The following is a 12648-nucleotide window of genomic DNA, read 5'->3' on the forward strand; positions in this document are numbered from 1 at the left end:
AACCGAGCGCTTGTGAAAGCGCTCGGTTTTTTTGCCAATGTTCGAAGCATCACGCCAGCAGGAAGTTACCGATCAGCTCCTTGCCGCCTTCGGTGGCGAACGACTCCGGGTGGAACTGGATGCCGTGAATCGGGTAGTCGCGGTGCTTGACGCCCATCAGCTCGAACTCGCCGGCGGCCTGCCAGCGCTTGCGCTCGGCAAAGTCCGCCGCCGGTAGCCCGCCGACGGTCGCGGTCACTTCCAGGCATTCGGGAAGCGAGGCCGCATCGGCGATCAGCGAGTGGTAGCGCATGACTTCGAGCTGATCCGGTACGTCCTTGAAGACCGAGCGGCCGTCATGATTGATCGGGCTGATCTTGCCGTGCATCGGCAGCGGCGCCTTGATCACCTGCCCACCAAAGACATGAACGATGCCCTGCATCCCCAGGCACACGCCCAGAAGCGGCGTGGTCGGGCCAAGCTTCTCGATCACCTCACCGCAGACGCCGAAGTAGCGCGGATCGTTAGGGGAGCCCGGCCCCGGCGAGATGATGATGCGATCTGGCGCCATGGCCGCCACGGCGTCGAAGTCGATCTCGTCGTTGCGCTTGACCGTAATATTAAAACGCTCGAGCGCGCCGCGGTTTTTCTCCGCGGTCAGAATCTCGCCGATGAACTGGTAAAGGTTGTAGGTGAAGGAGTCGTAGTTATCGATGATCAAAACGTTCATGCCGGGTTCTCCGTGGCGGTTTCTGATCCCTTGACGTCTTCCGGCTCGTCCATGAACGGCGCCAGGGCCTTTCGGGTGCCGGCGAACTTGCGGCGGATCTCCTCGTACTCATCCTCGGCGTTGCTGTCATAGACGTTGCCGCCGCAGGTCTGCACGTAGGCGTTTTCGCCGTTGACGAACACGGTACGGATGGGAATGGCGAAGGTGCAGTCGCCGTTGAAGGAGAATTGGCCCACCGCGCCGCCGTAGGGCCCGCGGCCATCGGTCTCCAGGTCATCGATGATCTTCATCGCCTCGATCTTTGGCGCGCCGGTCAGAGTGCCGGCGGGGAAGTTGCTGGCGAGCGCGGTGAACATGTCCTCGTTTTGATCGATGATACCGACGATCTCGCTGGAGATATGCTGCACGTGGCTAAAGCGCTTGATGTCCATCAGGCTTCTCACCTTGACCGTGCCGAACTGGGCGACCCGGCCGATATCGTTGCGATGCAAATCCACGATCATATTGTGCTCGGCGATCTCCTTGGGATCGTTCAACAGCGCCCGGGCAAGCTGGGTGTCTTCCTGAGCGGTCTTGCCACGGGTCGTGGTGCCGGCCAGTGGAAACGTCTCCATTTCGCCCTGGCGCAGGCGGAACAAAAGCTCCGGGCTTGCGCCGATCAGGCGCTGCTCGCCGAACCGGACGTAATACATTTGCGGTGACGGATTGATGCGCCGAAGCTCACCGTACAGCGCCAGCGTATCGCCTTCTATGCGAAAGCGCTTTTTGAAGCCCACCTCGCACTGGAAGACCTTGCCATCGACGATATCCTGCTTCACCTTCGCCACCGCCGCCGCGTGCTCGTCGCGGGTCATGGTGTCGCCAAGGGCGGTAATCTTGAGCGCGCCGGGGGCAACATCGTCGGACTCGATCAGCCCCTGCAGATACTCGAAGCGGCTGTCGTCGTAGTAGAAGTAGGTGACCTCGCCGGTCATCTTGTCGAGAATCAGCCCGTCCTTGTATAGGCCGAAGCGGAAGGTGTCGAAATCGTCGCTCGCCTTGAGCGTAAGCGTCGGCTCGAAATACTGCATGGCGTCGTAACCCAGGTAGCCGGACAGGCCGCCGGCGTACTTGCGCGAGATGATGTTCTGCGGCATCAGCGAGCGCAGAAGCTCGTAAGGGTTGTCGCTTTCGTAATGATCGATCTCACCGTCGCGGTGCTCGATCGTGAGCGTTTGGCCGTTGGCGTAGATCAAGTATTCCGGGTCGAAGCCGATGATGGAGTGACGCGCCATGTGGCTATCTTCGCCCAGAGATTCGAGCATGTAGCAGTTCTCGAAAGCGCGCTCGATCTTCTGAAACAAAGCGAAGAAATCGCAGTCGGCGGCAAGCGTGACGTAGTGTGGCTTTCGCGGCAGAGTAAAAGGCGTGGGGCCGGCGCTCATGGAGTGTCCTTGAATACGTGTGTGTTGGAAGAAAATGCCCGGGCGCCTCGGGAAACCGTAGCGATGCCGACGCCCAGCGTTTCGGCGATTTTTCGGTGCGCCACGCCTTCATCGAGCAGCTTGAAAATTTGTAGCCGTTTAGCGATTTCCTGATACTCTGAAGGCGTTAGCAGGCTATCGAGCGCGTGATCCATCGCGCGCTCTGTGTCGATGTCGAGCAGATAGCGCACGAGCTCGGACTTGAAACCATCCTCTGCCGCCTTATCTGGTACGTTGTTAGCCACGTTAAAAGCCTTTTCGTTTGTACTAGTGTACTAGTACATAACGTTTTGGCACGGCCTGTCAAGCCGATCGCCTTCCAACGCCATCATGTACACCCCTAGTAAGCGCACCGCGCCATCCCGAGAGAGTCGATGACCCACATTTTCATTCAAGCCTTTATCTATCTACTGGCGGCGGTGATCGCCGTGCCGCTGGCCAAGCGTTTCGGGCTCGGCTCGGTGCTGGGGTATCTGGTCGCGGGGGTGGTGATCGGCCCAATGCTTGGGCTGGTGGGTCAGGAAACCGACACCATCCAGCATTTTGCCGAGTTTGGCGTGGTGATGATGCTGTTTCTGGTCGGGATGGAGCTCGACCCCAAAAGCCTCTGGGCCATGCGCGTAAGGCTTCTGGGTCTTGGCGGGCTGCAGGTGGTACTGACCGCCGCCGCCGGTACCGCGATCGGCGTATGGCTCGGCGTGGTGTGGCAAACGGCGCTCGCCGTCGGGCTGGTGCTGGCGCTCTCTTCTACCGCCATCGTGCTCCAAACGCTGAACGAAAAGGGGCTTTCCGCCACCGAAGGCGGGCGCAGTGCTTTTTCCATCCTGCTGTTTCAGGACATGGCGGTGATCCCCATTCTGGCACTGATTCCGCTGCTGGCAGTGGCCGGCGTGGATGGAAGCTCAACTCAGACCGGTCACGACAACGCCGACCTGGTGGCGAGTCTGCCCGGTTGGGCCCACGCACTGGTGGTAGTGGGAGCAGTCGGGTTCGTGATTGGCGCCGGTTATTACCTGATGCCGCTGCTGTTTCGTTACGTAGTGAAATCGAATCTTCGCGAAATCTTTACCGCCAGCGCCTTGATGCTGGTGATCGGGATTGCCGCGCTAATGGGGCTTGTGAATCTTTCACCGGCGCTGGGCGCCTTTCTGGCCGGCGTCGTGCTGGCAAACAGCGAGTTCAAGCATGAGCTCGAGGCCAATATTGAGCCGTTCAAGGGGCTATTGCTGGGGCTTTTCTTCATTACCGTGGGAGCGGGCATCAATTTTGGCGTGCTCATCGAGCAGTGGCATGCCGTGGTACTGCTGGGCCTGGGTGTTATGGCGGTCAAGGGCGCGCTGCTGATCGGGCTTGCCTACGCGTTTGGCATTCGCGGCAGCAACGGCTGGTTGATGACACTCAGCCTGGCCCAGGCCGGCGAGTTTGGTTTCGTGCTTTTGACCTACACGCGTCAGAACGGCGTCATTGGCGAAGGGCTTGCCGAGCTTCTGGCGCTGGTGGTGGCGTTTTCGATGTTTTTGACGCCGCTTTTGTTCATCGCCTTCGACAAGCTCGTGGTGCCGCGCTATCTCGCCGGCAAAACCGAGGCCCAAAAGGCCGATGACTTCGACGAGGAGTCACCGGTGATCGTCGCCGGTGCCGGGCGCTTTGGTCAAATCGTGTGCCGGCTGTTGAGAGCGAGCGACGTGCCGCTGGTCGCGCTGGATCTCGAGCTCAAGCAGATCGAGAACGCGCGCAGTATCAATATCAAAAGCTATTTTGGGGATGCCAGCCGTGCGGATCTGCTCGACCGCGCCGGCATCGCCAACGCCCGCCTGCTGGTGGTGGCGATCGATGACCTGGACCGCGCCGTGAGCACCGTCGAGCACGTCAAACGCTTTTATCCGAACGTGTGGGTGCTGGCCCGTGCCTTTGACCGCGGCCACGGCTATCGCCTGCGCGAGGCCGGCGCCGATGACGTGGTCAGCGAAACCTACCACTCGGCTCTGGAACTTGGCAGCCACGCGCTCACCGCGCTCGGCGTACACCCGATGCGCGCCAAGAAGATGGCCTGGTCCTTCGTGCAGAGCGAAGACGCACACGATGCGGAGCTATTCGAGGCGTGGAAGGAGATCGAAGGCGGCCAGCGCTTCAGCCGCCGTTATGGCGAGCTCTTTAGACGTCTGGAAGAAGCGCTTAGCAGCGCCATGGATGAACAGGAGAACGAGCCACAAAAAGAGGACGTGCCGATCTGGACCGCGCCGGTAGACGTGCCGGATAAAAAAGAGTGATCGAGTTCGAGGCGAAGGGTCGTAAGCGCATAGGTGACGGCGAACACGTTTAAAGGCGAGTCAGCCCAGCGTTTGGGTCAACGCGCTGGCGATCACCTCGACGAGTCTTTTGGACCGGTGGTTGATGGCGCGGTTGGGGTAAATAGCCACGATTTCCAGAGGAGCCGGCGTGTGATCGAGACTGATCTCGATCAGGCGACCGATGTCGAGATACTGCTCGCAAAAAACTCTGGGTATGATGGCGTAGCCGATACCTTTCAACGCGCCGGCAATCAGTAGTTGGCTACTGTCCACCTTATAGCGCGAGCTGACGTTGAGGTGAAATAACGCGTTATCCTGGCCAATGAAGTGCCAGGGGTTCTCTTTAAGAGCCAGAAGTGTCGATAGGCAGGGCAAACTTTCAAGCTCTGCGATAGTTTTTGGCATTCCATGCGTTTTTATCAACTCAGGGGAGGCAACAACGACGCTGGAAAGTTTAACGAGTGTTCGCAGGATTAAACTACTGTCTTCGAAGTTGCCGCGATGATAGGCGATAGAAATATCGATATCTCTTCTTACGGGATCCAGCGGTGCCATGCTCGTAATGCACTCGATAGAGACATTGGGGTGGGCAAGTGCAAACTCGGCAATTATCTCGTTAAGCCATTTAACGCCAAACTCGGAAGGTATCGCTAGGGTGATCTTTCCGGATAAGTAGCCTTGCTCGGACTTTATTTCGTTTTCAACCTCGTCGAGCTCGGTGATAAGTGACGCTGCTTTTTGATAAATACGCTTGCCTTCCTCGGTCAAGCGAAGGTGCCGGGTACTTCGCAGTATCAACTGCTTGCCCAGCTGATTCTCGAGCTGTGTGAGCTGCCTGGCGATCGTCGAATTGGGAATTCCCAGCGCTTTTGAGGCCGCCGTGATCGACCCCTGATCGGCAACGACCACGAATATTTTCAAGTAATTTAAATTCATTTCACCAGATCTGGGAAAGTGTTTTTCATAAAGTAATGTTGTGCACTACTAAAGTCAATATTAAGGTTTTGTCATTATGCTTTATGACTTTTAAGTGCCGCCAGCCCGTGTTTTACGTTATTCGAGGTTGATATGAAAGATACTGTTGAAATAGATAAAAGCGAAACACAGGAATGGCTGGATGCATTAGCGTCGGTCGTTGATAGAGAAGGCGAAAATAGAGCGCGATTTCTATTTGATTCATTGCACTCTTATTCAGAAAAACAGGGTTTAAATATTGCGCGTACGTTTAATACCGCGCACCGTAATACGATTGCCGTTAGTGATGAGCCGGACTACCCGGGTAATCTCGACATCGAACGTAAGCTTCGCGCTGCCATTCGCTGGAACAGTATTGCCATGGTCGTGCGCGCCAATGCAAAAGACAAAAGTATCGGCGGTCACCTTGCAAGCTATATGTCCAGCAGTACGCTTTACGAGGTGGGGTTCAACCACTTTTTCAAAGGATCCACTTCGCGTTGTGAAGGAGACCTGGTCTATTTTCAAGGCCATATCTCGCCGGGTATCTACGCTAGAAGCTATCTCGAAGGGCGCTTGTCTGAGGCGCAGTTAGACCGCTTTCGCCGCGAAGTCGGTGGTGGCGGGCTGCCGTCCTACCCGCACCCTTACCTCATGCCGGACTATTGGCAGTTCTCAACGGTGTCGATGGGGCTCGGGCCCATTCAAGCGATCTATCAGGCGCGCCTGATGAAGTACCTGCATAACCGGGATTTAAAGCCCCTTGGTGAGCGTAAGGTATGGGCTTTTCTCGGTGATGGTGAGTGCGATGAGGTCGAGACGCTCGGCGCTTTGAACCTGGCAAGCCGCGAAAAGCTCGACAATCTGATATTTGTGATCAACTGCAATCTCCAGCGCCTTGACGGGCCGGTACGCGGCAACGACCGCGTCATGGAGGAGCTCGAAAGCTCGTTTTTGGGCAGCCACTGGAACGTCATCAAGGTCGTTTGGGGGAGCGGCTGGGATGCGCTGCTCGAAAGCGATCACGATGGTCGCCTGCAGCGGCTGATGGACGAAACCGTTGACGGCGAGTATCAAAACTTCAAGGCTCAGGGCGGCGCTTATACGCGCGCGCATTTTTTCGGCAAGGATCCCGAGCTGCTTGCACGGGTCGAGCACTTATCGGATCAGGACATCGAAAATTTGACACGCGGCGGCCACGACTCGTCAAAGATTTACGCCGCCTATCAAAAAGCCGTCAAAAGCACCAACGGCAAACCCACCGTGATTCTCGCGCATACCGTAAAGGGGTACGGCATGGGAAGCGAGCATGGTGAGGCCGACATGGAAGCGCACAACATCAAAACTATGGAGCTTGAAGGGCTCAAGCGTTTGCGTGATCGTTTTGCTATTCCCGTCAGCGATGAGCAGCTCAAAAGCGGCCCGATGCCCTATTACCGGCCAGGTAATGACGCCCCGGAAACCGACTACCTTCATGCGCGGCGCACGCTGCTCGGCGGATACCTGCCCGCGCGCAATACCGACCACGAGACGCTATCCATTCCGGCGCTTGACGACAAGGTATTCACCGCGCAGTTAAAGGGCACGCGCGAGCGCAAAATATCGTCCACGATGGCGTTCGTTAGAGTGTTGACCGGGCTTACCAAGCACAAGCAGCTGGGCGAGCGGATCGTACCCATCATTCCCGATGAAGCGCGCACCTTCGGCATGGAAGGCATGTTTCGTCAGTTGGGCATCTATGCGGCGGGCGGGCAGAAATACGCGCCTGTCGATGCCGGCCAGATCATGTACTACCGCGAAGACATCAAGGGCCAGATTCTGGAGGAAGGTATCACCGAAGCCGGTGCGATGGCCTCCTGGATCGCGGCGGCCACCTCCCATGCCAATCATGGCAAGATACTGATCCCGTTTTATATCTACTATGCAATGTTTGGTTTTCAGCGCATCGGGGATCTTGCCTGGGCCGCCGGCGATATGCTGACGCGTGGTTTCATGATCGGCGGCACCGCCGGGCGTACCACCATCAATGGTGAAGGCCTGCAGCACCAGGACGGTCACAGCCACCTAATGGCCTCCGCCATCCCTAACTGCCGTACCTATGACCCTACCTACGGTTATGAAATCGCCGTCATCGTTCAGCACGGTTTAAAAGAAATGTACGAACGGCACAAGGAGTGCTTTTACTACCTGACGATCATGAACGAAAACTACGCTCATCCCGCCATGCCTGACGGCGCCCAGGAGGGCATCATTCGTGGTATGTACTTGCTGCAGGCAGGCGAGGACGACCAAAAAACCCGCGTTCAACTACTAGGCTCGGGCACCATACTGCGCGAGGCCGAAGCCGCGCGGGAACTGCTGCTCGATTTTGGCGTAGCCGCCGATGTGTGGAGTGTGACTAGTTTCAACGAGCTGCGTCGCGAAGCGCTCGAGTACGACCGGCAACGATTTATGAAACCCCAAGAGGTGCATGAAAAACCCTGGCTCACTCAAGCACTCGAAAACCGCTCAGGCCCGGTCATCGCGGCCACGGATTACATGAAACTTTACGCCGACCAGGTGCGCGCTTGGGTGCCGAATGATTATTACGTGCTGGGTACCGATGGCTTTGGCCGCTCCGACAGTCGCGAACAGCTGCGCGCCTTCTTCGAGGTCGACCGCTATTACATTGCCTGGATGGCGCTCGTGGCCCTTTGCGAGAAAGGTGAGGTCAGCGCGGGCATTGTCGAGCAAGCCATTATTCGCTTCAATATCGAGCCTGACCGGCTTTCTCCGCTTGTTAGTTAAGCGTTGGTTATCACAAACGATTATCGAAACAGAGGGAGAGAAAGCCTTGGAAAATGACACTATCACTGTGACCGGACACCAGATCCATGCGGCTCCCTGTGTGCGCATGCTGGCGCGTACGCTAGGGGTCAATCTTGCCGAGGTGGAACCCAGCGGTTTGAAAGAGCGCATCGTCGAGGAAGATGTCAAAAACTTCGTTCGCCACGTCATGGACGAGCGAAAAAGAAAGAGCGAATAAGCTATTTTGTATTCAGCTCAAAATACGCTGGCAGCTTCGATATATACGAGTAGTTTATACAACCCGGTTAAGGGAACACTTAAAACGGCAAATGAATCGAGGCGTTGAGCTGGGTCAGGTGGCTGAGCGTCGGCGCGTCGATGCGCTCGTACTCCAGACGGCTGACTAGCCGTTTGACGGTCATGGTCGCGCCGAAGCCTTGCAGCATGGCGGTGCCGCTTTCGCTGCCTTCGAGCTCGTTTTCGCCGCGCCACTCGGTCAGCCCGGATTTGGCATAGACGCTGAACGCGCCCATTCTAAGCCCCGCAACCAGCGCGCCGCCCAATGCCAGGGTGTCCTGAACTAAAGGAGCTACGCTCGAGGTGGTGAATACCTCTTCGCTTTCGCGGTAGGCGATTTCGGCGCCGATATCGACCTGGGGAAAATGCTCGGGGCTAAAGCCCGCGGTCAGGCGAAAGCCAGAGGTGTAGCTGTCGATACTGTTGAGATTGCTTCCCTCGAGCACTACGCCGTTGGACAGCGCCACCATCTCGCTGTCCGGGGCGGTGTAGGATTTGGGAAGCAGTTCGGTATTCAGGTAGCTGCTTTCGCTTGCCAGACACAGCAAGGGAAAAGAGCTGCCGAGAACGCCGCATAAAAGGGTGCTTGCCAAGCGGTTTGCTGGCATTGTCTTATCCTTTTTTAAAACCAGGCCCAATCCAATCCTAGCAACGCCCTTCGATTTCGACCACTTCAATTGCGCGATTGGTCAAATTTGTCAGCAAATTCTTTCCCATCGCCGCAAAACGCTCGCCAAACACCCACTGCGGCGACAGCACCGGTGCCGCTGTCACCTGTTCCTTATCGCTTTGACGCGCCCGCCAGGCGCGGGCTTCGTCGCTCACATTTTTTACCTCGAGTTCCATGAACCCGCAGGTGCGCAGCCGCGTCAAAAGAGCCTCGAGTGTCAGAAGGTGAGTGTGCTCGGCGCTGGCCGCCCAGGGCACGGGATACCGCAGCGCCACGCGGCGGTTGCCCCGGGTCAGCTCGTGGAGCACCAATCTCCCGCCGGGGCGCAGCACGCGGTGAGCCTCTTCGAGCACCGGCGCAAGCGCTGGCATGTTCATCAGGCTGTGCTGAAAAATCACCGCGTCGAAGCTGTCGTGCGACAAGGGGAGGCGGCGGGCGTCGCCGGTGATTACAGCGTAGTCGACGCTGCTTGCGGCAAGCTTGCCGATACTTTGGTTCAAGGCGTTGAAGCGGTGGGTGATGTCGAGCCCGGTCATCAAAAAGCCAAGCGAGGCGCCCAAACGCACGAGCCCGCCAAGCCCCGCGCCAATATCCAGCACGCGCGGCTGATCCACCGGGTCGAGTCGCTCGAACAGCCGCATTGACGCCTTGAGCCCGCCGATATGGAGCTGATCCAGCGGGGCGAGTTGAAAAGGCGTGGCGCCGTCCGGGTAGTGGCGCTTGATTTGCTCGAGCACCGCATCGTCGCGTAGCGCCTGGTGGTAGTGGGCGGCCAGCGAGTGCGACTCGCTCACGACAATGTCTCCTTGTCCAGTCCCAGCTCGTGCGTCGAGATCTCGCGCATCTTGAATTTCTGGATCTTGCCCGTCACCGTCATGGGGAACGCGTCGACGAACTTGAAGTAGCGGGGAATCTTGAAGTGAGTGATCTTGTCCTTGCAGAAGGCGCGCAAATCCTCACCGGTGATCTCCCCGGCATCGGCGTTGAGCCGAACCCAGGCAATCAATTCTTCGCCATACTTCTCGTCCGGAACGCCCGTAACCTGAACATCGGCAACGTCTGGATGGGTATAGAGAAACTCCTCGACCTCCTTGGGATAGACGTTCTCGCCGCCGCGAATCACCATGTCCTTGATGCGCCCGACGATTTGCAGATAGCCCTCGTCATCCATGGTGGCAAGATCGCCCGTGTGCATCCAGCCGGCGCTGTCGATGGCCTCCACCGTGGCCTGTTCGTTGTTCCAGTACTTGAGCATGACGCTATAGCCGCGCGTGCAAAGTTCGCCGATCTCGCCGCGAGGAAGTACCGCGCCGCTTATCGGGTCGATGACCTTGCTTTCCAGGTGCGGCTGGGTACGGCCCACGGTGGAGACACGCTTGTCGATCGTGTCATCGGCCCCGGTCTGGGCGGAGACCGGGCTGGTTTCGGTCATGCCGTAGGCGATCTGTACGCCCTTCATGTTCATCTTCTCGATCACCTGCTTCATCACCGCCGCCGGGCAGATCGATCCCGCCATGATGCCGGTCCGTAGATTCGAGAAGTCGGTGGCGGCAAACTCCTCGTGCTCGAGCTCGGCCAGAAACATGGTCGGCACGCCAAACAGGGCCGTGGCGCGCTGCTCGTGCACCGCCTTGAGCACCTGCCCGGCATCGAAGCTCTCGCCGGGGTAAATCATCGCCGCACCGTGGGTCATGCAGCCCAGATTACCCATTACCATGCCGAAGCAGTGGTAGAGCGGCACCGGAATCACCAGCCGATCATTCGGGGTGAAGCCCATGCTCTCGGCGACGAAAAAGCCGTTGTTGAGGATGTTGTGGTGCGAAAGTGTTGCGCCCTTGGGAAAGCCGGTGGTGCCGGAGGTGTACTGAATGTTGATTGGGTCGTCGAACTGGAGCGTGGCCTGCAGCGTATCGAGGGTCGCCTGGTCGGTGCGGCTCGCCTCATCCAGCATATCGCGCCAGCGCCACATCCCGGGGTGGCGCTCATCGCTCAGATTCACCACGCACTCGAGCTGGGAAAGGCGCTTCGAGCGAAGCTTGCCCGGCTCGCAGGTGTCAAGCTCCGGGGCGAGTTCAAACAGCATCGCGCGGTAGTCCGCCGTCTTGAAACGGTCGGCGCAGATTAGATAGCGCGCCCCGGACTGGTTGAGCGCGTAGTCGAGCTCACTTGTGCGGTAGGCCGGGTTGATGTTGACCAGAATCGCACCTATCTTGGCGGTGGCGAACTGCGTCAGCGTCCACTCCGAGCCGTTGGGCGCCCAGATGCCCACGCGGTCGCCGCGCTGGACGCCAATGGAGAGCAGCGCGCGGGCGCAGCGGTTGACCTCTTCATTGAACTCGCGATAACTCCAATGCACGTTCTGGTGCAGCACGATCAGCGCATCGTTATCCGGGTACTGCGCGGCGATCTCGTCGAGCTTGTCGCCGATGGTCATGCCCAGAAGCGGCTTATCGGCGACGCTGCTGGTGTAGCTCGGTAGAGTGGGAGTATTCTGCGCCATGAGGTCTCTCCTGATTGTTGTTCTGATAGCTGTTCTGATAGTTGTTGTGGCCAAGATCGAGAAAATGGATGGGCCTAGTGCGCTTCCAGGGCGCGGGCGACTTTCGAGGCGGGTGCGCGGCCAAGTTGCCCGGTGATCCACTCGCCGGTTTCGATGATCGACTCAAGATTCACGCCGGTCTCGATACCTAGCCCCCGCAGCAGATAGAGCACGTCCTCGGTTGCCACGTTACCGGAAGCACCCTTGGCGTAGGGGCAGCCGCCCAGCCCCCCGGTCGAGGCGTCGATGACGGCCACGCCCCGCTCGAGCACCGCAAAAAGGTTGGCGATCGCCATGCCGTAGGTGTCGTGAAAGTGCGCCGCCAAATGCTCGACGGGCACAACCTTCGCTACCTCGTCGATCATCTGCCGGGCTTTCAACGGCGTGCCGACGCCGATGGTGTCGCCCAGCGACACCTCGAAGCAGCCCATCTCATAAAGCGCCCCCGCCACCCGCGCCACCTGGGCCGGGGCAATGTCGCCTTCGTAGGGGCAGCCCAGCACGCAGGAAACGTAGCCGCGCACGCGCACGTTCGCCTGCCTGGCGCGGGCCATCACCGGCTCGAAACGCGCAAGCGACTCGTCGATCGAGCAGTTGATGTTTTTTTGCGAGAACGCTTCAGAAGCGGCGGCGAACACTGCAACCTCGGAGACGTTCGCTTCCAGCGCGTTCTCCAACCCTTTCAAATTCGGGGTCAGGGCGGAGTAGGTCACGTTCGATTCGCGGTGAATGCCCAGCATCACCTCCCGGGCGTCGCCCATTTGCGGCACCCACCTGGGGGAGACGAAGCTCGCCGCCTCGATATGGGTAAGCCCTGCTCGGGCCAGGCGCTCGATCAGCTCGACCTTGACGGCAGTGGCCACCACCTCGCCGGGCTCGTTTTGCAGCCCGTCCCGCGGGGCCATGTCGACCAGACGTACGCGTTGTGGAAGGGCCAT

Annotated in this window: 11 protein-coding genes; 3 read left to right on the forward strand and 8 right to left on the reverse strand. The window is 58.6% G+C overall.

Annotated features, from left to right (window positions below):
• Positions 1-49: 49 nt before the first annotated feature.
• From OCT39_RS08000 to OCT39_RS08010, 3 genes are read right to left on the reverse strand one after another with little or no spacing between them, the layout of a single operon-like run.
• Positions 50-709, reverse strand: a complete 660-nt coding sequence (locus tag OCT39_RS08000; RefSeq protein ID WP_263587123.1) for an anthranilate synthase component II — start codon at positions 707-709, stop codon at positions 50-52.
• Positions 706-2133: an anthranilate synthase component I family protein gene (locus OCT39_RS08005; RefSeq protein WP_263587124.1), complete on the reverse strand. Its 1428-nt coding sequence runs from the start codon at positions 2131-2133 to the stop codon at positions 706-708. Before OCT39_RS08005 ends, OCT39_RS08000 begins: the two co-directional genes overlap by 4 nt.
• A complete protein-coding gene (locus OCT39_RS08010) occupies positions 2130-2417 on the reverse strand; it encodes a trp operon repressor (RefSeq protein ID WP_263587125.1) in 288 nt (95 codons plus the stop codon). The genes OCT39_RS08005 and OCT39_RS08010 overlap by 4 nt, the downstream gene beginning before the upstream one ends.
• A gap of 129 nt (positions 2418-2546) precedes the next feature.
• Here OCT39_RS08010 and OCT39_RS08015 point away from each other — a divergent pair, with 129 nt between their 5' ends.
• The gene (locus OCT39_RS08015; RefSeq protein ID WP_263587126.1) at positions 2547-4442 is read left to right on the forward strand and encodes a monovalent cation:proton antiporter-2 (CPA2) family protein; all 1896 of its coding nucleotides are present in this window, start codon (positions 2547-2549) and stop codon (positions 4440-4442) included.
• 60 nt (positions 4443-4502) lie between these two features.
• On the opposite strand, the gene OCT39_RS08020 is transcribed toward OCT39_RS08015, so the two are convergent.
• The gene (locus OCT39_RS08020) at positions 4503-5399 is read right to left on the reverse strand and encodes a LysR family transcriptional regulator (RefSeq protein ID WP_263587127.1); all 897 of its coding nucleotides are present in this window, start codon (positions 5397-5399) and stop codon (positions 4503-4505) included.
• 132 nt (positions 5400-5531) lie between these two features.
• On the opposite strand from OCT39_RS08020, the gene aceE reads away from it, so the two are divergent.
• Together aceE and OCT39_RS08030 are read left to right on the forward strand one after the other, a co-directional pair.
• Positions 5532-8204, forward strand: a complete 2673-nt coding sequence (aceE, locus tag OCT39_RS08025; RefSeq protein ID WP_263587128.1) for a pyruvate dehydrogenase (acetyl-transferring), homodimeric type — start codon at positions 5532-5534, stop codon at positions 8202-8204.
• A gap of 46 nt (positions 8205-8250) precedes the next feature.
• The gene (locus OCT39_RS08030; protein ID WP_252108577.1) at positions 8251-8442 is read left to right on the forward strand and encodes an E3 binding domain-containing protein; all 192 of its coding nucleotides are present in this window, start codon (positions 8251-8253) and stop codon (positions 8440-8442) included.
• Between the two features lie 79 nt (positions 8443-8521).
• Here OCT39_RS08030 and OCT39_RS08035 read toward each other — a convergent pair whose 3' ends face one another.
• The 4 genes from OCT39_RS08035 to OCT39_RS08050 form a co-directional block, all read right to left on the reverse strand.
• Positions 8522-9109 (reverse strand): hypothetical protein, encoded by a 588-nt coding sequence (locus tag OCT39_RS08035; RefSeq protein WP_263587129.1) that lies wholly within the window; start codon positions 9107-9109, stop codon positions 8522-8524.
• Between the two features lie 37 nt (positions 9110-9146).
• A complete protein-coding gene (locus OCT39_RS08040) occupies positions 9147-9965 on the reverse strand; it encodes a class I SAM-dependent methyltransferase (protein WP_263587130.1) in 819 nt (272 codons plus the stop codon).
• On the reverse strand, positions 9962-11671 hold the full coding sequence (locus OCT39_RS08045) for an AMP-binding protein (protein WP_263587131.1): 1710 nt from the start codon (positions 11669-11671) through the stop codon (positions 9962-9964). The genes OCT39_RS08040 and OCT39_RS08045 overlap by 4 nt, the downstream gene beginning before the upstream one ends.
• A 74-nt stretch (positions 11672-11745) precedes the next feature.
• Positions 11746-12648, reverse strand: coding sequence for a hydroxymethylglutaryl-CoA lyase (locus tag OCT39_RS08050; RefSeq protein WP_263587132.1), 903 nt, complete (start codon positions 12646-12648; stop codon positions 11746-11748).

The organism is Halomonas sp. GD1P12, from assembly GCF_025725645.1.
Lineage (GTDB): Bacteria > Pseudomonadota > Gammaproteobacteria > Pseudomonadales > Halomonadaceae > Vreelandella.